Origin of the sequence: Metabacillus schmidteae (assembly GCF_903166545.1) — a bacterium.
Lineage (GTDB): Bacteria > Bacillota > Bacilli > Bacillales > Bacillaceae > Metabacillus > Metabacillus schmidteae.
Map to the genome: position 1 here is coordinate 780,245 of NZ_CAESCH010000001.1, position 19,697 is coordinate 799,941.

Annotated in this window: 22 protein-coding genes; 11 read left to right on the plus strand and 11 right to left on the minus strand. The window is 36.9% G+C overall.

Annotation, left to right across the window (positions count from 1 at the left end):
• Window positions 1-28 precede the first annotated feature (28 nt).
• Window positions 29-1,612, plus strand: coding sequence for an IS1182 family transposase (locus HWV59_RS03735; RefSeq protein WP_175638096.1), 1,584 nt, complete (start codon window positions 29-31; stop codon window positions 1,610-1,612).
• Between the two features lie 123 nt (window positions 1,613-1,735).
• Here the strand turns inward: HWV59_RS03735 and HWV59_RS03740 are convergent, their stop codons facing one another.
• Both HWV59_RS03740 and HWV59_RS03745 read right to left on the minus strand, forming a co-directional pair.
• Window positions 1,736-1,867 (minus strand): YflJ family protein, encoded by a 132-nt coding sequence (locus HWV59_RS03740; protein ID WP_102230971.1) that lies wholly within the window; start codon window positions 1,865-1,867, stop codon window positions 1,736-1,738.
• Window positions 1,868-2,103: 236 nt separating this feature from the next.
• The gene (locus HWV59_RS03745) at window positions 2,104-3,378 is read right to left on the minus strand and encodes an MDR family MFS transporter (protein WP_102230970.1); all 1,275 of its coding nucleotides are present in this window, start codon (window positions 3,376-3,378) and stop codon (window positions 2,104-2,106) included.
• Between the two features lie 108 nt (window positions 3,379-3,486).
• Between HWV59_RS03745 and HWV59_RS03750 the strand changes: the two genes are divergently transcribed.
• The 3 genes from HWV59_RS03750 to HWV59_RS03760 all read left to right on the plus strand — a co-directional run bounded on the left by HWV59_RS03750 (window position 3,487) and on the right by HWV59_RS03760 (window position 5,932).
• Entirely contained in the window at window positions 3,487-3,858 is a 372-nt protein-coding gene (locus tag HWV59_RS03750) for a DnaJ family domain-containing protein (protein ID WP_102230969.1), read from the plus strand.
• A 377-nt stretch (window positions 3,859-4,235) separates the two neighbouring features.
• The gene (locus HWV59_RS03755) at window positions 4,236-4,886 is read left to right on the plus strand and encodes a hypothetical protein (RefSeq protein ID WP_102230968.1); all 651 of its coding nucleotides are present in this window, start codon (window positions 4,236-4,238) and stop codon (window positions 4,884-4,886) included.
• A 122-nt stretch (window positions 4,887-5,008) separates the two neighbouring features.
• Window positions 5,009-5,932, plus strand: a complete 924-nt coding sequence (locus HWV59_RS03760; RefSeq protein ID WP_102230967.1) for an alpha/beta hydrolase — start codon at window positions 5,009-5,011, stop codon at window positions 5,930-5,932.
• Window positions 5,933-6,332: 400 nt separating this feature from the next.
• On the opposite strand, the gene HWV59_RS03765 is transcribed toward HWV59_RS03760, so the two are convergent.
• The 5 genes from HWV59_RS03765 to HWV59_RS03785 form a co-directional block, all read right to left on the minus strand.
• Window positions 6,333-7,136: an ABC transporter ATP-binding protein gene (locus HWV59_RS03765; protein ID WP_102230966.1), complete on the minus strand. Its 804-nt coding sequence runs from the start codon at window positions 7,134-7,136 to the stop codon at window positions 6,333-6,335.
• Window positions 7,126-8,133: an ABC transporter ATP-binding protein gene (locus HWV59_RS03770; RefSeq protein WP_175638097.1), complete on the minus strand. Its 1,008-nt coding sequence runs from the start codon at window positions 8,131-8,133 to the stop codon at window positions 7,126-7,128. The genes HWV59_RS03765 and HWV59_RS03770 overlap by 11 nt, the downstream gene beginning before the upstream one ends.
• A gap of 5 nt (window positions 8,134-8,138) precedes the next feature.
• Entirely contained in the window at window positions 8,139-8,975 is an 837-nt protein-coding gene (locus HWV59_RS03775) for an ABC transporter permease (RefSeq protein WP_102230964.1), read from the minus strand.
• Between the two features lies 1 nt (window position 8,976).
• A complete protein-coding gene (locus tag HWV59_RS03780) occupies window positions 8,977-9,987 on the minus strand; it encodes an ABC transporter permease (protein ID WP_102230963.1) in 1,011 nt (336 codons plus the stop codon).
• A gap of 81 nt (window positions 9,988-10,068) precedes the next feature.
• Window positions 10,069-11,871 (minus strand): ABC transporter substrate-binding protein, encoded by a 1,803-nt coding sequence (locus HWV59_RS03785; protein ID WP_175638098.1) that lies wholly within the window; start codon window positions 11,869-11,871, stop codon window positions 10,069-10,071.
• A 529-nt stretch (window positions 11,872-12,400) separates the two neighbouring features.
• Between HWV59_RS03785 and HWV59_RS03790 the strand changes: the two genes are divergently transcribed.
• Window positions 12,401-12,919 carry a type 1 glutamine amidotransferase domain-containing protein gene (locus HWV59_RS03790; protein WP_175638099.1) on the plus strand — a complete coding sequence of 173 codons (519 nt, stop codon included), beginning with the start codon at window positions 12,401-12,403 and terminating at the stop codon, window positions 12,917-12,919.
• A 61-nt stretch (window positions 12,920-12,980) separates the two neighbouring features.
• Here the strand turns inward: HWV59_RS03790 and HWV59_RS03795 are convergent, their stop codons facing one another.
• Together HWV59_RS03795 and HWV59_RS03800 are read right to left on the minus strand one after the other, a co-directional pair.
• Window positions 12,981-13,130, minus strand: coding sequence for a hypothetical protein (locus tag HWV59_RS03795; protein ID WP_175638100.1), 150 nt, complete (start codon window positions 13,128-13,130; stop codon window positions 12,981-12,983).
• A gap of 59 nt (window positions 13,131-13,189) precedes the next feature.
• Complete coding sequence (locus HWV59_RS03800) at window positions 13,190-13,414, minus strand: DUF1128 domain-containing protein (protein ID WP_102230960.1); 225 nt, start codon at window positions 13,412-13,414, stop codon at window positions 13,190-13,192.
• Window positions 13,415-13,550: 136 nt separating this feature from the next.
• On the opposite strand from HWV59_RS03800, the gene HWV59_RS03805 reads away from it, so the two are divergent.
• Genes HWV59_RS03805 through HWV59_RS03815 form a run of 3 tightly spaced genes read left to right on the plus strand, consistent with a single transcriptional unit; the run spans window position 13,551 to window position 15,203 of the window.
• Complete coding sequence (locus HWV59_RS03805; RefSeq protein WP_102230959.1) at window positions 13,551-14,021, plus strand: low molecular weight protein-tyrosine-phosphatase; 471 nt, start codon at window positions 13,551-13,553, stop codon at window positions 14,019-14,021.
• Window positions 14,022-14,038: 17 nt separating this feature from the next.
• Entirely contained in the window at window positions 14,039-14,365 is a 327-nt protein-coding gene (locus HWV59_RS03810) for a YtxH domain-containing protein (protein ID WP_102230958.1), read from the plus strand.
• A gap of 19 nt (window positions 14,366-14,384) precedes the next feature.
• A complete protein-coding gene (locus HWV59_RS03815) occupies window positions 14,385-15,203 on the plus strand; it encodes a YihY/virulence factor BrkB family protein (protein ID WP_407941533.1) in 819 nt (272 codons plus the stop codon).
• Window positions 15,204-15,448: 245 nt separating this feature from the next.
• On the opposite strand, the gene HWV59_RS03820 is transcribed toward HWV59_RS03815, so the two are convergent.
• Window positions 15,449-15,598: a BH0509 family protein gene (locus tag HWV59_RS03820; protein ID WP_175638101.1), complete on the minus strand. Its 150-nt coding sequence runs from the start codon at window positions 15,596-15,598 to the stop codon at window positions 15,449-15,451.
• Between the two features lie 124 nt (window positions 15,599-15,722).
• Window positions 15,723-16,907 carry an MFS transporter gene (locus tag HWV59_RS03825; protein WP_102230955.1) on the minus strand — a complete coding sequence of 395 codons (1,185 nt, stop codon included), beginning with the start codon at window positions 16,905-16,907 and terminating at the stop codon, window positions 15,723-15,725.
• Between the two features lie 136 nt (window positions 16,908-17,043).
• Here HWV59_RS03825 and HWV59_RS03830 point away from each other — a divergent pair, with 136 nt between their 5' ends.
• The 3 genes from HWV59_RS03830 (at window position 17,044) to HWV59_RS03840 (ending at window position 19,631) form a co-directional block, all read left to right on the plus strand.
• A complete protein-coding gene (locus HWV59_RS03830; RefSeq protein ID WP_102230954.1) occupies window positions 17,044-17,427 on the plus strand; it encodes an OsmC family protein in 384 nt (127 codons plus the stop codon).
• 217 nt (window positions 17,428-17,644) lie between these two features.
• Window positions 17,645-18,706 (plus strand): calcium/proton exchanger, encoded by a 1,062-nt coding sequence (cax, locus tag HWV59_RS03835; RefSeq protein WP_175638102.1) that lies wholly within the window; start codon window positions 17,645-17,647, stop codon window positions 18,704-18,706.
• A gap of 319 nt (window positions 18,707-19,025) precedes the next feature.
• Window positions 19,026-19,631: a YczE/YyaS/YitT family protein gene (locus tag HWV59_RS03840; protein ID WP_102230952.1), complete on the plus strand. Its 606-nt coding sequence runs from the start codon at window positions 19,026-19,028 to the stop codon at window positions 19,629-19,631.
• Window positions 19,632-19,697 lie beyond the last annotated feature (66 nt).

Genomic DNA, 19,697 nt, shown 5'->3' on the forward strand with positions numbered 1-19,697 from the left:
AAATTATCCAAGAAAGGAACGATTTTTTATGAAATATGATCATATCTCTTTCGTTAATTATAACATGAATCAGTTAGTTCTTCCATTAGACCTTGAAATCCTCATCCCTCAAAATCATTTATCTACCATTGTTCATGAAGCTGTAGAAAAGCTAGACGATACTTTGTTGGTTCAACCCTACAAAGGTGGTGGACGCCCATCATATCATCCGAAAATGTTACTTAAAGTCATCATTTATGCGTATACACAAAAAGTTTACTCAGGAAGACAAATGGAAAAGTTACTAACAGAAAATATCTACTTTATGTGGTTAAGTGGTAGTCAAACTCCTGATTTTCGTACGATCAATCGGTTCCGATCCGAGCGAATGAGAGACATTATCTATCAAGTCTTCTTTTCAATTGTAGAGTTACTGCGTGAAAAAGGATTAGTAAAGCTAGAGAACTATTTTGTAGATGGGACTAAGATAGAAGCAAATGCTAACCAGTATACTTTTGTTTGGAGAAAAGCGACAGAGAAATACGAAAAAAGTTTAGATGACAAATATCGTCAACTTGCTTCACAAATTGAGCATATCCTTGAAGTAGAGGAAAAGTCCGCCCCTTCCATGGGGCTGGAAGAAAAATTGAAAGAAACACCGATTACTTCGGAACAGATTGAACAAAGCATAAAAAAGTTAGAAAATCATTTAGAAACAGAACCCAAAGATAAAGAGGCAAAAAAAGCTGTTCGATTATTAAAAAAGGATTATCTTCCTCGCAAACTGAAATATGAAGAACAAACCCACCTATTCAAGGGAAGAAACAGTTTCTCCAAAACGGATACTGATGCGACCTTTATGAGAATGAAGGAAGATCATATGCGAAATGGACAGTTAAAACCAGGATATAATGTACAAACAGGAACAGAAGGTCAGTTTATTACGGGCTTCTCACTTCATCAAAGAGCAGGTGATCCAGGTTGCTTAATCCCTCACCTCAAACACTTGGAAGAGCACGGAGTGAAACCAGAAAAAATAGTTGCCGATTCTGGTTATGGTAGTGAGGAAAACTATGATTTTCTCGAAAGAGAAAGACGAATTGCGTATATAAAATACAATACGTTTGATCAAGAACAAAAAAGAAGCTGGAAAAAGAAAATCGATCGAGTAGAAAATATGGAGTACGATGAGGAGCTAGATGAATTTATTTGCGCAAACAAGCAACGCCTTATATTCCAGTATGAAACCACAAGAACATCAGATAATGAATATGTTTCAATTAAAAGAAGGTATTCTTGTTTTGAATGTACCGGCTGCCCATTCCAAATAACTTGTGCGAAAGGGAAAGATCAAAAAACAATTACAATATCTCTAGAAAATCAAAGACAACGAAAAGAAATTCGTGAACGTCTTCAGAGTGAAAAAGGTCGAAAATTATATAGTCAACGAAAATGTGATGTGGAAAGTGTATTTGGACAGCTAAAACACAATCAACAGTTCAGACGCTTTTCAATGCGTGGTCTCCAAAAAAATACGATTGAATGGGGGCTTCTTTGCGTTGCACATAACTGTAAAAAAATGCATAAAGCGATAAAGGAAAATAAAGAAAGTGAGGAAAATAGATACCAATAAGGAGGGAGGAATACCCCTTTTTATAAAAAATCCCACTATTTGGTTCTTTTCAAAAACAAATAAGAAGAAGGTGCTCAAAAAGTCGTCATTTAACGACCTTTTGAGTCACCCTCTTCAATCATTTTACTTGGAATGTTTTTCAAGTAGATTAGCTAAAAAATGTTTTTTATAGCTTTCGAGTTTTCTCTCTTCATGACGGCGAACACCAAGCTTTTTCAGTTCGTTTACATACCATCCTTTGCTTCCGCAATGCATTGAAATCACCCTTTCAGCTTATTTTTAAGAAAAAACTTATCCATATCCCAAGCAATCAGGACAAAAATAGCCTCTATTCCAAAATTGGAACAGAAGCTATGTTAAGTTTTGTGGTGCCATTGTAACATCCATAAAAAGCTGTGAAAAGGGGTTGATTTTTAACGTACATATTAAAAACGCTCTATGGAGGGACTTGAGGAAGAAAAAATTTTCTTGAAAACTCACTTATTTTCTCTTTAACTCACTTCAACCTGCTTCACTTTTGCTTCTGCCTTTTGAAACATCACATTATATAAAAAACCGCTAAAGAAGGCGAATGCTCCTAAAATGATAAATGTAACTTGGTAACCAAACCATAATGACATTGGAATGGCAATTGGTGCAATCGTTCTGCCGATCGTATAACGCAGACTCGCGGCAGCGAAATATTGCCCTCTCATATGCTCCGGAGCAAGCTTTGACACAAATGTTTGCTGCATTCCGGCTGTCATGAGCTCTGCAAGAGTAAAGATCGCCATAGCAAAGATAAATAACCAAATAGACTCTGTAAAACCAAAAACAAGCATAGAAATTCCATAAACAATAGAAGAGAGGATAAATACATTTCTTTCTTTATATTTCGTCATCAACTTTGTGATGATAATAGTAAATAAGGCAACAAGGAATCCATTTTCAGATAAAATAACACCAAAAGCCTGCTCACCATTAAGGGTTAGTGACCAATTGCCAATTGAAAGCAACTCTTGTTGATAGATTATATCTGTAATGTAAACGGGTAGAATCATATCTAATTGCATAAAAGTAAGAGCAACAAGAACTCCTGCTATGATATAGAGCAAGAATGTTTTGTCACGAAAAATAATTTGATAATCTCGAACTTGTTTAACGATCGAGCTGTACCATTTCGCTGCTTGTTCATTTTCATCTGATTTGTAGGCGGGGGCAGTTTCTCTTGTTTGTTTTGCTAGTAAAAGAGAAAGGATGATACAGACAATCCCGGACAATACTAATACTTCAAAAGGATGATCAACATAGAATATAGCTCCTAAGATAGGACCAATGACAACAGCTATATTAATAGATGTATAGAAGACGGCAAAAACACTGCTTCGATGCTTTTCTTCCACAACATCAGCAACCATTGCCTGTGAGGCCGGCCAATAGAAGGCACCGAAAACACCTGCAAAAGTAAAACAGATAAAACCTAAAAGTGGTAATTGGAGCCAAGGAGAATTCGAGAAGGCAAAAAGAATGAATGATATTCCTTGACCAAACGATGCAAGGACCATCATTGTTTTTCTGCCAAAACGATCAGCGAAGTATCCACCCATTAAGTTTGCAAGAACAGAGAACACCTGCGATATAATAAGAATGAGACCAGCCTTTTCTTTACCAAACTCAGTGGCAAAATAAATAGTTAAAAACGGAAAGAACATCCAATAGGTGATGTTCATTAATGCTTCACCAAACAAACGAATTTTAAGGTTTGTATCCCAGTCTTTAATTCTCATTTTTGAAACCTCAATTCTTTATTTATACGTTCTCATCATACTCTTTAGGGACACGAAATACAACGAGTATTTAGTATTTTACAAAAATAATAAACAAGGAGTGAAAACATGGATCTTTTCTCAATTATTGCAGAGGATAAAATAAAAAAAGCGATTCAAGATGGTGAATTTGACAACCTTCCCGGTCAAGGAAAACCATTGAAATTAGATGATATGTCACATATTCCTGAAGAATTACGTGTAGCATACAAAGTACTGAAAAATTCAAATATGCTTGATGATGTTGAACAACTAAAAAAAGAAATCAGCACCATCGAAGACCTGCTTCTTGCCTGTGATGATTTAAAAGAGACTCAAGTTTTAGAACAGAAAAAACGGGAAAAGCAATTACGAGTGGAGACATTAATGAAAAAGAGAAATCCATTCAACTCATCGGCTTCATCATTTTATAAAAATAAGATTTTGGATCGGTTTAAATAAAGGCCTTGCGAGGATTTTATTACTTGTTTATAAAAGGTATTGTATTTAACAAAGTTCTATGGAAAAACAATGTTTAGGTTGATTGAAGCGGAAGGTGCGAGACTCCTGTGGGAGTAGCGGGACAGGTGAGATCCCGCAGGCGCTTGCGCCGAGGAAGCTCACCGCCCGCCCCACGGAAAGCGAGCATCCTGGAGCTGCAATCAACCTTGCACCATACTTATTACTTTAGCAGCAAAAAAGGTAGTAATTAGGAGACTTTCTTAGTTTGAAACAACTCCAACATTTAGGAAATCAGTGCTATTTTTCAAAAAAAAGGTAATAAATTTCCCAAAAGTCGTGCAAAATGGACAATACAACACAAACAGAGGAGGGCTAAGATGAAAAAAACCATTTCTGCTTTTATTCTTATTGGCCTTATTCTCATGTCAGGCTGCCAACAAACAACAGAAGAGCAACCTGAACGGGCAGAAGAGCCAAAAGAAACAAACCCGGAACAAGAAAAGAACGAAGACACTCAGGAAAAATCTGAGGAAGAACTTGAACAAGAAACGGCTGATAAAGTAATCTCCCTCATAAAAGCCAAAGATGTTGAAGAACTCACAAACTATGTTCATCAAGAAAAAGGTGTGTTGTTCTCTCCATACGCTCATATTGAAAAAGATGCAATCACGGTTAAGAAAGACGAAATAGCCAACACTTTTAAATCCCAGGACAAGCTGACATGGGGCACACGGGATGGAAGTGGAGAACCTATTGAGTTAACACCAATTGAATATTACAATGAGTTTATTTATGATGCTAATTACGCTGAAGCAGACGAAGTGGTACTTAATCCAACAGAACCAAGGGGAAATACAATTAAAAATATTGATGAAGTTTTCCCTGATACTCATGTGGTCGAATATTACGTCAAGGGAACAGAAGAAAATGGCAATATGGACTGGAAAGCATTAAACCTTGTCTTTGAAAAAGATCAAACAGGTGAATGGAAGCTTGTTGCCGTCGTTCATGATCAATGGACAATTTAATAAACTCCCGAGGACCTTCACTAAGTGTGAGGGTCTTTTTGATTGTCTAACTTATAATTAGTTCTCACACCTTCTAGGCTTTTTAATAAAATATTAAAAAGCCTAGAAGGGAAGAGAAGTTGATGTGGCATTTGATCTTATGGATTGTGTTTGGTTCTTTGTTGCTACTTTCAATTGGTATTGGTCTGATAAGCCGGCTGCTTCTTTCGCCAAAAAAGGTACCTTATGAAAAAACATATAAGCTTGGCATCCAAAAAGGGGAAATAGATGATCGCTTGTTTCAAGAGAAGAAAAAAGAAGAGCTTTTTATTCCATCTTATTATGGTTATAAGCTCCATGGCATGCTGTTTCCAGTGGAAAATAGCAGGAAAGTAATGATTATTGCCCATGGTATAAAATGGTCATTATTTGGGAGTTTTAAATATGTAGAAATGTTCCAAAAAAGGGGCTATAGTGTTCTGTTGTGTGATCATAGATTCCATGGATTAAGCGGAGGGAAATACACCTCATTTGGTTATTATGAAAAAGACGACTTAAAAGCATGGATCGATTACATTTTCTCAAGAATGGGCGAAGGTGTTATTATCGGGTTGTTAGGTGAATCACTAGGAGCGGCCTCAGCTTTGGAGGCAAGCAAACGTGATCATCGTGTGAAGTTTTGTATTGCGGACTGTGCCTTCAGTGACTTTTCAACACTGTTACGTATAAGGCTGAAACTGGACTTCAAGCTACGGTTATTTCCGATTATTGATTTAGTCAGCCTCATTATTAAGCTTAGACATGGCTGGAGCTTTCCTGAAATCTCTCCTATAAAAGGCTTGGAAAAAACCAAAACACCTATATTGTTTATACACGGAAAAGAGGATCGTTTTATTCCTTTGCAAATGACTGTAGATATGTTTAAACGAAAAAGGGAAAATAAAAAGCTATACCTAGTACCACGTGCCGGTCATGCAGAAGCATTTAATGTTGATCCAAAAGGGTATGAAAAGAGGGTTATTGATTTTATTAAAGAAATAGAAGGTGTAAAAGCCAACTTATGTTAATAAAGGGTTCCGTTTTCGGGTGCATTCCTACTAAATGATACAAGAATTGACGTATGAATTGGCATACGTCTTTTTCCTTATTTATCAACGTTTAGTGCAATTTTATTGAGGGATCAAGAGGGTCTGCCTAATCGGTTGGGGAGATAAGGTAATTAGACGGAGAAAATCCCCTTATTTAATTAATTATTATTAAAAAAGCATAAATAGACGGAGAGATTCCGCCTATTAACTCGAAAAATGCAAAATAGGGAGATATTGCTTTGCTTAATCGGAAAACCTCCCCTTATTTACCCCTAAACAAGTTCCATTCTGCATCTAACCGGAAAATCTCCGCTTATTTTCCTTTTGCTGGTTACTAGATTCAGGACAAGACATTATAAGTTGGCTTAAAATTATTTGCCTAACCCAAGTTCCATTCCTCATGTAGCTTCGGTACATCTGAGATGAGCTGCTGGGTATATGGATGCTGTGGATTTATTAGAACCTGGTCAGCATTGCCCTGCTCAACAATTTTTCCTTTTTCCATAATGTAAAGAGTGTCACTTACATAATAGGCTAATCCTACATCATGTGTAATAAAAATAATCGTCATATCATTTTCATCTCTTAGCTTTAGTAACATATCTAAAATGGTAGAGCGGGAGCATGCATCAACCATCGATGTTGGCTCATCAGCCAGCAGTACCTTTGGGTGAAGCAGAAAAATTCTCGCAATCATCAGTCGTTGCATTTGTCCGCCGGAAAGTTCAAACGGATATTTATTATACAATTCCTCAAACTTAAGATTGACGAATGTACAGGCCTCTTTCATCTTTTCGAAACGTTCTTCTTTTGAGAGCTTTAGTCCTTGCAAATCTATACAGTCGTTTAATAACTTTTCAACCTTGTGAAATAAGTTAAAGGATGAAAAAGGATCTTGGAAAATAGCTTGGATATCTTGCCAATAGGCTTTTCGATCACGATGACTTTTTAGTTTGCGGGGCTGACCTTTATAGGTGATTTCTCCACTTGTTTCTTTTAATAAACCCATAACAATTTTAGCAAGTGTGGTTTTTCCGCTCCCACTTTCACCAACTATTGAAATAATTTCACCGCGGTGGAAGGCAAAATTGACAGAATCAACGGCGGTATTTTTGTTTTTACCATACCCGAAGACTTTGGTAATATTATTACCGCTAATTAATATCTCCTGTTCAGGCTTCATTTGCGTACCACTCCTTTAATGTTTCACTGTCAATTCGACAACGATACAAACGGTCACCTACATGCTGGGTAGTGACTTTGCTGCTCTTACATTCATCGGTCGTGTAGGAGCATCTGTCTGCAAATCGGCAGCCTTGTATTTTCTTTTTTAAGTTCGGTGGTGCACCTGGAATGGCTGCTAATTTATGTTCTTTCATTCCGGACTCAGGCACAATGATGGAGCCCATCAGCTTTTTTGTATATGGATGAATCGGATTGAAGATGACGTCTTCAGCCTTTCCGCGTTCGACAATTTCTCCTGCATACATGACCATGATCTCATCTGTGACATGATAAAGTAATGGTAGTTCGTGTGTGATAAAGACTAATGATCGGATGAACTTTTTATCTAATAAATCTTTTAATAGCTTGATCACGACTTTTTGTGACGTAACATCAAGGGCAGAGGTTGGTTCATCTGCAATGAGAACCTTAGGGTTTAAAATTGTGGAGATCGCAATAACCGTTCTTTGTTTCATACCACCGGATAATTCATTGGGATACGAATTTAACACTTTAGAAGATAAATTTAATGTCTCAAATCGTTCAGCAGCCATTTCATAAACCTGTTTTTTTGATAATTCCGGGCGATGCTCTTTCATAATATCTTCGATGAATTGAATGACTTTAATTGTTGGATTTAGTGCATTCATTGCTGCTTGGGGAATATATGCGATTTCCCTGCCTAATACCTGCTTTCTAAGCTTCTCTTTTTCCAGCTTCATAATATCAACATCATTGATGGAAATGGATCCGCTTCCAAAATGGAGTGGAGGAAAATAAAATCCCATTAAACTTAGAGCTAATGTTGACTTTCCACAGCCTGATTCACCGGCAATTCCGATCGTTTTTCCATCCTCAAGATGAAAATCAACGCCATCCACAGCAAAGACTTTCTCTTTTAATCTCGTTTTATAGTAGGTTTTTAGATCTTTTACTTCTAAAATATTTTTACTCATTTATCTTAGCTCCTTATCTTAGGATTGAAGATTTCATCCATACCTGTGTTCATCAAATAAAGGGAGAATGTGATAATCGCAATGGAAATCGCTGCTGGTATAAACGCCCACCATGCACCCGAAACAGGAGCTTCAAATGTTAAAGCCCAGTTCATAATAATTCCAAGGGATATCGTATTATAAGGTCCTAAACCAAGCATGGAAATGGAGGCTTCTGATAGAATTCCTGATGCTGTTTGCAGCACAAATGCCATTACAACATAAGACATAATATAGGGAAGAATCTCAAAAGTAATAATTCTTGGTGTACTGTGACCTGATATTTTAGCGATATTTACATGGTCTCTGTTTCGTAGGGAAGAGGTTTGTGCCCTTACCGCACGAGCTGTCCACGGCCAGCTTGTAATCCCGATCACAATTGCGGTAATTAATGTACTCCTTGAGTCAATGCTTACCGAAATTAAGATTAAAACGATAAAAGAAGGGATAACAATGAAAATATTTGTTACCGCTGTCAAAATATCATCAACAATCCCACCGATGTAGCCTGCTGACAATCCGATAATTAAACCTATGACGGTTGCACTTAAGCCGGCAACTAAACCTACAAAAATGGAGGTTTTAATACCGTGAACAAGCTCCAAAAATAGGTCTCTACCAAAGTTATCTGAGCCTAATAGCAATTCAGCACTTGGAGGTTGAAACGCTAATGCCACCATTTCTGTCGGATCGCTAGTATTAATTAATGGATAAATCGTGACAAAAGCAAGCATCAAAAGAAAGGTAATGGCACCAATGAGAAATTTAGGGGAGCGAATTAATATTTGAAAAGAACTATTCATATTATTCTTCCTCCATTTGTGTCGCTTTAATTCTTGGATCAACTAAGCCGTAGATGATTTCAATTGTAAAGTTCGCTAAAAGAACAGAAATGGCAATTAAGAGAGTTGCACCTGAGATAAGCGGGTAATCCAGTTGGCGAATGGCTGTAAATAGCCATGTTCCAATGCCGGGATAACTAAAGACAATTTCTGTGATTAAAGATCCGCCGATCATTGTACCAATTGATAAAGCTAGACCTGTAATTTGGGGAAGCATCGCGTTTTTAAATACATATCTAGCAATCGTTGAATCTTTTATTCCTAATAATTTACTATATAGCACATAATCTGTGTTTAATTCATAGATTGACATCTCCCTCATTCCGATAGCTTGACCACCAATTGTGACTAAAACAATTGATAGGAAGGGGAGGAAGTGATGACTTATCACAGATCCGATAAATTCAAAACTTAAGTTTGGCGTCATTTGATAATTATATCCACCAGATGTAGGGAACCAATTAAGAGTTAAGCCAAAGATGTACAGCATAATGATTGCTAAGATAAAAAATGGAATCGAGTTAATAAATAAGAAGGTTGGGAAAAGTACTTTATCGAATACACCTTTTTTATAAGCGGCAATAGCTCCAAGTGCATTACCGATAATCCAGCCAACCAGAATGGCAGGCAGCTGTAATGCTAAAGTCCAAGGTACAGCTGATGCAAGAATGGAAGTAACTGGTGTTGGATAAAGACCAAATGATGTTCCTAAATCCCCCTTCATCAGATTCCCTAAATAAATAAAAAATTGCTGCCATAATGGCTTATCAATTCCGAACTCTTCAGCAAATGTATCATACACTTTTTTTATCGAATCACTGTCTGTCATTCCTTGTGTCATTTGGCCTGCGATCACACTAACCGGGTTACCATCGATGAGTCTTGGTAATAGAAAGTTTAATGCTACGGCAATAAATAAGGTCACTAAATACCAGAGGGACTTTTTAAAGAAAAATTTCCGATACGCGTTCATATATGTTCTACACCCCCATTAAAAATGTTTTATTTGAAGAAGAAAGGGGGAAATCCCCCAATTCTCCTTCTTATACAGGAACTATTTATTCTTAATTTGATAAAGATCCTTAATACCCGCTCCGTCTATTGAAATTTGCGGAGGAATATTGCTTCCATCCCCATCGGTAGCAAAACCTTCCCACACTGATTCGTTCACTGTATGGAATACCCAAGGTCTGTACATGAGTGGAATAGTTGGAACGTCTTCTAAATAAATCTTAGTTAGCTCTGTGTACATTTCTTTTAGTTTGGCTTCATCTGTAACAGTCGGAATTTCTTTAATTAATTCATCTGCTCTTTCGTTTTTATATCTTCCCCAGTTCCAAAACGCCATCTCACCGATTGGAGCAACACCTTCAGAGTACATAATTGTTCTTGCTCTGTTCCAAGGTTGACTTGGGCTTACAGCACCGGCAGGGGTATCCATGATAATATCAAACTTTCCTGTTTGTCGGTTATTCGTCCATACAGGTGCTTCAGGGAAGTTGGTTCTAATTTCAATACCGATCGCTTTAGCGTTTTGGGCGACGATTTCCAGAGATGCATTCCAATCTGACCAACCATATGGAGCTTCAATTTCCCAAGGTCCAAGTCTAACTCCATCAAGGACACGTATGCCGTCAGCACCTTTTTTTGCTCCGATACTGTCAAGCAATTCATTAGCAGCATCAACGTCTGTTGTCCATTGAAGTGATTTGATCGCTTCTTGATCAACGAATTTTGACTCAGAAGGAGTATCTAACGTAATCGATGGCTTCATTTCACCGGAATAACCACTCATCGCTAATTCGGAAATCTTATCATAATCAATTGCCATAGCTATCGCTCTTCTAACATCAGGATTATCAAGACCTTCTTTCGTTGTATTAAAGAAGATCGATGGCATTGATCCTGGTAAATAGTAAGGTTTATCTTTTAAGTATGTTTTAATCGGAGTTCCGTCTTCCCACATCTTCCATACTTGAGGGATAAATTGCTGTGATACATCTACTTCACCTTTGCTAAACGCAAGTGAACCAGCAGCATTATCTTTATAGATAACATGGCTTACATATTTAGGTGCCGGCAGTCCTCCGAATAACTCCTGACCCCAATAGTTATCATCTCTTATTAACGTGATTTTTTGGTTGTCAAATGTATGCATTTTATAAGGACCTGTTCCAACTGGCTCAGGATTTACTTCCTCACGAATAGCAGCTATATCATTGTTATGTGTTTTTTCAATCGCTTCCCACACATGCTTTGGCATCATAGGGACTAACTGCAGACTATCTAAGACAGTGAGTCGATTAGGATTGTCTTGCTTTAAGCGAATGTTGACGGCATTCTCACCGTCAGCTTCAACACTTTCAATCGCTTCCCAGAAGTTACTCCAGGAAATAGGATATTTGTTTCCAAGCTCGTACGAATACACGACATCTTCAGCGGTAAAAGCTTCTCCGTCATTCCATTTTGCATCAGGATTTAACTCAATATGAAGAGTCGTATCATCTGTCCATTCATAACTTGTACCAAGTAAAGGCTCCAGTGCACCATCTAGCATGTTAATCATAAACAAATTTTCATAAACGAGTGATCTTGAGTTTGCGTAAGCAACTGGGAATGATGGATTCCCACCTAACGGGCTAAATGTTGAAGGTGGACCCCACTGTAATCCATTAACATAAAGTGTTTCATTTCTTGGTGTTGATCCCTTGGAAGTATCTCCTTCTTCTGTTCCGGGTTTATCAGTTGTCGTATCGGTTGTAGAAGGTGGCTTAACCTCATTATTACTACAAGCCCCAAGCAAAGCAAAAACCATCAATAACCCAAAAATTAATCCTAAAACTCTCGTAAATCTCATGACTAGCTCCCCCCTCTTGCAATTGTTAGAAAGCGCTTTCAATGATAAATATATTAGAGATGTGGAAAACAAGAACTACTTTTTATAAAAAAGTTTATGAAGTGAATCTTTTTGAGGCTACTTCTTGTTGCTAATCAATACTACTTTTACACTAAGTAGTGGAAAGGGAGCATTTTGTAGCACTATGGGACGAATGTGGCTGCAAATTCCTTTTTATAGAGAAACAATTTAGTGAAAGTTAATTTCAAAAAGTTTAACCTCGGCTTGTCCGGGTATTGATGATGTATATAAAGGCTCATTCATTAAAGATTGTTGTTTTAAAAACTACTTAGGTTGATTGGAGCGGAAGGTGCGAGACTGCTGTGGGAGCAGCGTGACAGGTGAGATCCCGCAGGTGCTTGCACCGAGGAAGCTCACCGCACGCCCCACGGAAAGCGAGCAACCTGGAGCGGAAATCAACCATCACCACAATAGTTAAAGAGCAACAAGTTGAATCAGCCTACACAGAAATAAAGGAGGAATGAACAGCATGTCAAAAAAAATTGCTGTCGTGTTAACAAATTCTTTTGAGGATTCCGAGTATACCGAACCAGCTAAAGCATTTAAAGAAGCTGGTCATACTCTGACAACTATTGAGAAAGAAAAGGGAAAAACCGTAGAAGGAAAACAAGGAGAAGCAAAGGTAGAAATTGATGCAGGTATTGATGATGTGCAGCCAAATGAATTTGATGCATTATTTATACCAGGAGGTTTCTCCCCTGACATTTTACGAGCAGATGATCGGTTTGTGAATTTTGTAAAAGAGTTTATGACGGACGACAAACCGGTATTCGCAATTTGTCATGGTCCACAGCTGCTTATTACAGCTGAAACATTGGATGGACGGGACGCTACGGGCTATAAATCTATTCAGGTTGATTTGAAAAATGCTGGTGCGAACTTCCATGATAAAGAAGTTGTTGTATGTCAAAATCAATTAGTTACAAGTCGTACACCTGAGGATTTACCTGCTTTTACAAGAGAATCATTGAAGCTATTAGCTAATTAAACGTTTGTTTAAGGAAAGAACAAGGGCTGTCTCATTCAAGAGACAGCCTAAAAAGAATAAGCTATTTTTCAATTTCTTCGTCTGAAGGCAATGGATCAACACGATAGGAGTCTTCTGTATTTACGGCACTTTTTAATGCGAATAATACAAGTGCAATTGAGACGACGAGGAATCCACATATACTGAGTGTTCCTAACCACCAGGTTAACATAAAAATCCCCCTCCTTATTTACATTCATATGTAAGTTGGGGAGGGGTAAGAATCATTTATTATCCTTTACGGAGGTTGCCAAGCTCTTCAGCAATCGCCTGCATTTCATTTGGACTAAAAGAGTTTCGTTTCATTACATGTTCGTAAATATCTCTTAGCTCTTCATACATGTCTTCGTCAAAGTGAGAAGGTTTGATGGCTCCTAAATTTAAAACTCTTAGCTTTTCTTTAATTTGTTCAATCATAAACTCAACATTTTCAACCGATTTTTCAGTAAGGTTCATGCCTTTCATCCTTTCAAGCTAATTATTGTCTATTGTAACATGAAAAGATATTGAGCATTCAAAAACTTCATGATCTCCTTGAAACATATTATAATTTAGATACGAGAAAATATGGATAAACGTATAGGAGGATATCATGGTAAAAGTTTTATTTATATGCTTAGGAAATATCTGTCGTTCACCAATGGCTGAGGCAGTGATGAGAGATTTAGTAAAGAAAGAAGGCTTAGAGAACGTCATAACAATAGACTCTGCCGGCACAGGAAATTGGCATGTAGGGAAATCACCTCATGAAGAAACACGTCGTATTTTAGATCGTTATAACATATCTTATAAAGGTCAAAAAGCGAGGCAATTAACAGCAGAAGACTTATCTCAATATGACTATTTAATTGGCATGGATTCTGAAAATGTAGGGAATATTAGACGTCTAGCAGGATATAAAAAAACCGGTACAATCCAAAGGCTCCTTGACTACCTTGAAGACTCTCCCGTTGCTGATGTACCCGATCCTTATTACACAGGGAACTTTGATGAGGTTTATGAAATGGTTAGTAAAAGCTGTGTGAATTTGTTAAATGAGATCAAACAAGTACATAAACATTAAGTAGGGGGACATGTTTTATGACAAACAGCAATAAACTGGTAAGAGGAATGTTGGTGGGAGCTTTAGTAGGGGGAGTTATTTCATTACTTGACAAAAAAACTCGTGAGGATGTAATGACAACGAGCAGAGTTGTATCAACAAAAATTAAAGGGTATGTAGAAGATCCGGCACTCTTGACAAATGAAGTGAAAGAAACATTTGAAACTGTCAAAGGGTCGATTCAAGAGGTATCAGAGGATATTACATTTATAAACGAGAAAGTCAAGGAGTTAAAGGAAACAACTCCACAAGTGATGAGTTTAATTCAAGAAACAAAGGAGCGGTTCATTCCAAAACGAGATTGATCGTGAGGTGAATTGTTTGTTGAAAAAGGGATCGTTTTTAAAGGAGTTAGTTTCAAGGTTTTTAAGTGATGAAGTGCCAGGTTTATCGGCACAATTATCATACTTTTTCCTTTTATCACTATTTCCGTTCCTTATCTTTCTGATCACGCTACTAGGGTATCTTCCAATTTCACAAACCGAGGTACTTAATACAATAGATGAGTTTGCTCCAGGACAATCCATGCAGTTGATTAATACTACATTGGATGAAATTTTGAATAATCGAAATGGAGGACTGCTCTCTTTTGGTATAATTGCAACCCTATGGTCTGCATCGAATGGAATAAATGCCATTGTTCGTGCCTTCAATAAAGCATATGATGTAGAGGAGAGCCGTTCATTTATTGTTGCTAGAGGAATGGCAATCTTACTTACGGTTGGGATGGTATTTGTGATTATCGTGGCACTTTTACTACCTGTGTTTGGGAAGGAAATTGGGGTATTTATCTTTTCTAACTTCGGATTTTCAGAAGAATTTTTAACGGTATGGAATACGCTTAGATGGCTTGTGAGTGGTATCATCCTATTCATTGTGTTTACGGCTCTTTACTTTGTCGCACCCAATAAACGATTACATATAAAAGATGGACTACCTGGTGCATTTGCGGCAACACTTGGTTGGATGGTCGTATCGTTAGCATTTTCCTATTATGTAGGAAACTTTGCTAATTATAGTGCAACATACGGCAGCATTGGAGGAATTATTGTTTTAATGATTTGGTTCTACCTATCCGGAATGATCATTATTTTAGGCGGGGAATTAAATGCAATGTTATATAAAAGAAAAACAATCCGTTAATTTGTTACCAATTGTTTTCGTTCATAGCCAAAACTCATCACGGGAATAGTAAAGAGGAAGACAGATGTCTTTACTTTTTAAAAGGTGGGGATTGCGATGACAAAACACACAAAAAAAGGCGGAAGCCATAATAAACAAAACTCTAAACAAAAGCCGAAGCATAAAACAAGCGGCAGCGCTAACGGACAAAACGGCTACCATTAAAGATAAAAGCTGACTAGAATTCAAATTCTAGTCAGCTTTTTTTACTCTGCGTGCTCAATTAAATCATTGTAAATGCTGCTATAAATATGTTCAATATCAGCATCTGTCATATAAAGAAACGAGTTCTTATCAATGTCCTTCATTCTTTCGATAAATTCAATCATATTCTTACGCTCTTGTCTGTTCATCATTCCCATCTCCCTTTTTGTTATAATACAGTATATTATTGTTTGTATTATTATATAACAGATAAAGTGAGATGTTCAATTCATTTTTAGCCTAAATTAAAAAAAGGCTGACAAAGGTAACCTTATGTCAGCCAGAAATATTTTGAGAAGAGATATTACGTATGCTAGTAGGTTTTGAAAATGTCACTGCAACAAAGATGAAAAGAAGCATTATACTAATAATCAAAAAGTAACTAATATTACTAGTATATTCGATAAAAAGTCCGCCAAGATAAGGACCCGCTAGGCTTCCGATACTAAATGCAATTCCGCATAACAAATTCCCTGTTGGAAGTAAGTTTTTAGGCATAAGATCTGTCATATAGCTGATGCCCAACGAAAATGTTGAACCTACAACCATTCCGGAAATAAACAGGCAGATCGTCAGAGCAACCAGAGATTCTTCTAAAAAGCCAGCTACTGTAAAACTTATAAAACCAATTAAGAGAATAGACATTAAAACTGTTCGTCTGCCTAGTTTGTCACTAAGAATTCCAAGTGGCAGTTGAAAAATAATCGCTCCTATTGCAAAAGAGAATAAGAGGACGGAGATGTTTGATACCTCAAGGCCAATACGTAATCCGTATACAGGGAAGCTTCCATTAAGAGAAGATTCTAAAAATCCGTAGCCCAATGGTGGTAAAAAAGCAACCCACCCATATTTCAATGCATTTCTAAATCTTTTAAATGTCTCTTTCATCGAATTTACTTCGATTGTTTGTTCAGGAAAATCATTTTTCAATAAAAATACTAATAACCAGCCAATAAAACAAAGGACTGAAGAAATAATGAACGGAAGGGCTTTGTTTATTGTAACCAATGGTGCAAGAAGAGGCCCAACTGCAAACCCAACACCAAAGAAAAGACCGTAAAGAGAAATATTACGTCCACGTTTTTCTTCAGAGGAAAATGACGTAATCCATGTTTGTGAAGCAAAGTGTAAGGCATGGTCACCAATTCCGATTAGCAACCTTAGAAAAAACCAAAACCAAAAAGATTGCCATAAAGGAAACAGAGCAAGAGATAGCGCAACAATTAGTCCGCCTAGGATAATGATTGGTTTGTATCCAAAACGTTTTAAAGGGTACTCCATATAAGGAGAAACTAATAAAATGCCGATATAGAGTGCTGTTGCATTTAAGCCGTTTAGATCTGATGACAACCCTGTGTTTTCAAAAATGACTGCTATAAGTGGTAAAAGCATACCTTGGCTAAATCCAGATATGCCGACTATTGAAACTAAAATCCAAAATCTCAATTGGTGAGTATTCATCATGCAACCCTCAATTTCCGTATGAAGAATATAGTCAAATGCCAGTAATACTTTATACTGAAATAGGAAATTAAACAAGAGCTTTATGGAAAAACAGTTTTCATATACAATAACCTAAAAAGCCGAGGTGAATAATATGGAATTTCAAATGAAAAAAGAAGAAGGATTTACAACAACAACTGAGTTTGGTGAGCTTCATGTGGCAGGAAACGAACAGTACGGATATCGTCCATACCAGTTAATGGTTGCATCTATTGTGGTGTGTAGTGGAGGAGTATTAAGGAAGATTCTAAAGAAAAAGAGAATTGACATAGAAGATATGACGATAACAACAAATGTAGAAAGAAATGAAGCGAAAGCAAATAGAATTGAAAAGATACATATCCACTATAAAATCAAAGGGCAAAAATTAGATGAAAAGAAAATCCACCAATCGATTGTAGTTGCAGGTAAAAACTGTCCAATGGCCCAATCTGTTGTTGGGAGTATTGAAATAGAAGAGACTTTTGAATTAATCTAAGGTTTAATGGACAGTGCATGACTGTCCATTAACCCCCCTTTTAAAGTGATAGAGTTTCTGCTTCACTCATCGAATTTTTGAAAAGCTCACCAACTTAATGTGTAGATATAAAGAAGTTTTCATTCATAAAACAAGGGGTATGAAGGATATTAATTCCTTATTTGTGAAGAATACTGTAATAATACTCCGTAAATTGGATGAGGATTGGTGAAGTCATATGGTTAATCGTATTTTCACGATAATTGTTTTAATTGGAGTCCCGCTATCAATTGTTGGCAGTTTGATGCACTGGCCGTCTGTTCTCATGTTTGCTGTGTATTGCCTAACAATCATTGCCCTTGCCGGATTTATGGGCAGAGCAACAGAAAGCTTGGCGATTGTAGCTGGTCCAAGAATAGGAGGGTTACTAAATGCTACCTTTGGGAACGCTGTTGAGCTCATTATATCGGTTTTTGCCTTGAAGGCAGGACTTGTAGGTGTTGTACTTGCATCGTTAACAGGGTCAGTTGTAGGCAACTTACTTCTTGTTGCAGGCTTAAGTTTTTTTATTGGTGGATTAAAGTTTAAGCGTCAAGAATTTAATATTTATGACGCAAGACATAATTCAGGCTTATTAATATTTGCTGTCATTGTGGCATTTGTTATCCCGGAAGTTTTTACAATGGAAATGGATCCTGCAGGGACCATCTCTTTAAGCATAGGAATTTCAATAATCCTAATTATTCTTTATTTGGCAGCATTGTTCTTTAAATTAGTTACACATAGAGGAGTTTATCAGCATAAAACAGATGTGGTGGAAGAACATGAAGAGCCGGAGTGGAAAAAAGGAAAGGCAATCGCGATACTGTTACTCTCAACCGTAGCAGTTGCTTATGATTCAGAAAACTTAGTACATACATTTGAGACAGTTGGTGAAAGGTTTGGCTGGTCTGAATTATTTATCGGGGTTATTATTGTGGCAATTGTCGGTAATGCGGCAGAGCATGCGTCAGCTGTCATGATGGCATATAAAAACAAGATGAATATTGCAGTGGAAATCGCGGTCGGTTCTACCTTACAGGTAGCGATGTTTGTTGCCCCATTGCTGGTGCTAATTTCTCTTTTCTTTACCGAGAAAATGCCGCTTGTGTTTACATTACCTGAATTAATTTCAATGGCAACTGCAGTATTTTTAACCATAGCAATAACAAGTGATGGAGATACAAACTGGTTTGAAGGTTTAACCTTACTAGCCGCTTATATTATTATGGGCATCGGGTTTTATTTACTCCCAGGTTAAAAAAAGAGACTCTGTGTAAAAATACACAGAGTCTTATAATTTGTGTAGGACGAAACAGATAACTAGAGAAATTGGTAACGCTTGCAAAAAGAGTCAAGTTATAGTTATGACACTTTTCTTATGGTTTAATAATACTACATTTATGCTGCTTTGTAAATCTTCTGTTTATTTATTTTTAAATTTGTTTTAAAGTTAAGGTTGTCTTCATATTGTATACCTATCAGAAGGTTAAACTCTTATAAATGATAGTAATATGGAATAAAGGAATTTAGCGATGGGCTAAGTTATCAATAGCTTTGACTAGGAAAGGATCAGTATCATGAAAATTAGAATCATTTTTTATTTAATTGGTTTGTTTTTTATGGGACTTGGTGTTACGTTCACGATAAAAGCAAATTTAGGAGCAGGAGCATGGGATGCATTGAATGTAGGGCTTTCTAACAAAATTGGGTTAACAGTAGGAAGCTGGGTATTCGTTATCGGTATTATCTTGATGTTTATAAATGCCTTTATAACGAAGGGGAAACCGAAATTTTTAGCCATTATTACCATCCTTCTAATTGGCTTTTTCGTAGACTTTTGGATGTTGGTTGTATTCAAAAACATGTTTCTCGATGGAATGTTTGTACAAGTGATTTCATTGTTATTAGGCATCTTTTTTATAGCTCTTGGAGTCTCAATGTACTTGCAAACAAAGTTCCCCGCAAATCCTATTGATCAATTGATGATTTCCTTACATGAGAGATTTTCTCTTAACTTCATGCTTGCGAAAACAATAGGTGAAGTTGTTGCATTGATTTTGGCCATTATTTTTCAAGGTCCGATTGGGATTGGTACTATCATTATTACATTTTTAATTGGACCACTTATTCAACTGTTTACTAAACCTGTAGCTGCGCGTTATGACTTGTTAGTGAAAAGATAACCCTATCTACACTTATTACATAGCAACAAAGTGAAAAACACGCTTGAAATAACTTCCAAACGCCAT

Excerpts from the sequence above, each read along its gene's own strand:
- HWV59_RS03735 (WP_175638096.1), top strand. The coding sequence starts at position 29 with ATGAAATATGATCATATCTCTTTCGTTAATTATAACATGAATCAGTTA.
- HWV59_RS03740 (WP_102230971.1), bottom strand. The coding sequence starts at position 1,867 with ATGCATTGCGGAAGCAAAGGATGGTATGTAAACGAACTGAAAAAGCTT.
- HWV59_RS03745 (WP_102230970.1), bottom strand. The coding sequence starts at position 3,378 with ATGAGAATTAAAGACTGGGATACAAACCTTAAAATTCGTTTGTTTGGT.
- HWV59_RS03750 (WP_102230969.1), top strand. The coding sequence starts at position 3,487 with ATGGATCTTTTCTCAATTATTGCAGAGGATAAAATAAAAAAAGCGATT.
- HWV59_RS03755 (WP_102230968.1), top strand. The coding sequence starts at position 4,236 with ATGAAAAAAACCATTTCTGCTTTTATTCTTATTGGCCTTATTCTCATG.
- HWV59_RS03760 (WP_102230967.1), top strand. The coding sequence starts at position 5,009 with ATGTGGCATTTGATCTTATGGATTGTGTTTGGTTCTTTGTTGCTACTT.
- HWV59_RS03765 (WP_102230966.1), bottom strand. The coding sequence starts at position 7,136 with ATGAAGCCTGAACAGGAGATATTAATTAGCGGTAATAATATTACCAAA.
- HWV59_RS03770 (WP_175638097.1), bottom strand. The coding sequence starts at position 8,133 with ATGAGTAAAAATATTTTAGAAGTAAAAGATCTAAAAACCTACTATAAA.
- HWV59_RS03775 (WP_102230964.1), bottom strand. The coding sequence starts at position 8,975 with ATGAATAGTTCTTTTCAAATATTAATTCGCTCCCCTAAATTTCTCATT.
- HWV59_RS03780 (WP_102230963.1), bottom strand. The coding sequence starts at position 9,987 with ATGAACGCGTATCGGAAATTTTTCTTTAAAAAGTCCCTCTGGTATTTA.
- HWV59_RS03785 (WP_175638098.1), bottom strand. The coding sequence starts at position 11,871 with ATGAGATTTACGAGAGTTTTAGGATTAATTTTTGGGTTATTGATGGTT.
- HWV59_RS03790 (WP_175638099.1), top strand. The coding sequence starts at position 12,401 with ATGTCAAAAAAAATTGCTGTCGTGTTAACAAATTCTTTTGAGGATTCC.
- HWV59_RS03795 (WP_175638100.1), bottom strand. The coding sequence starts at position 13,130 with ATGTTAACCTGGTGGTTAGGAACACTCAGTATATGTGGATTCCTCGTC.
- HWV59_RS03800 (WP_102230960.1), bottom strand. The coding sequence starts at position 13,414 with ATGAACCTTACTGAAAAATCGGTTGAAAATGTTGAGTTTATGATTGAA.
- HWV59_RS03805 (WP_102230959.1), top strand. The coding sequence starts at position 13,551 with ATGGTAAAAGTTTTATTTATATGCTTAGGAAATATCTGTCGTTCACCA.
- HWV59_RS03810 (WP_102230958.1), top strand. The coding sequence starts at position 14,039 with ATGACAAACAGCAATAAACTGGTAAGAGGAATGTTGGTGGGAGCTTTA.
- HWV59_RS03820 (WP_175638101.1), bottom strand. The coding sequence starts at position 15,598 with ATGATGAACAGACAAGAGCGTAAGAATATGATTGAATTTATCGAAAGA.
- HWV59_RS03825 (WP_102230955.1), bottom strand. The coding sequence starts at position 16,907 with ATGAATACTCACCAATTGAGATTTTGGATTTTAGTTTCAATAGTCGGC.
- HWV59_RS03830 (WP_102230954.1), top strand. The coding sequence starts at position 17,044 with ATGGAATTTCAAATGAAAAAAGAAGAAGGATTTACAACAACAACTGAG.
- cax (WP_175638102.1), top strand. The coding sequence starts at position 17,645 with ATGGTTAATCGTATTTTCACGATAATTGTTTTAATTGGAGTCCCGCTA.
- HWV59_RS03840 (WP_102230952.1), top strand. The coding sequence starts at position 19,026 with ATGAAAATTAGAATCATTTTTTATTTAATTGGTTTGTTTTTTATGGGA.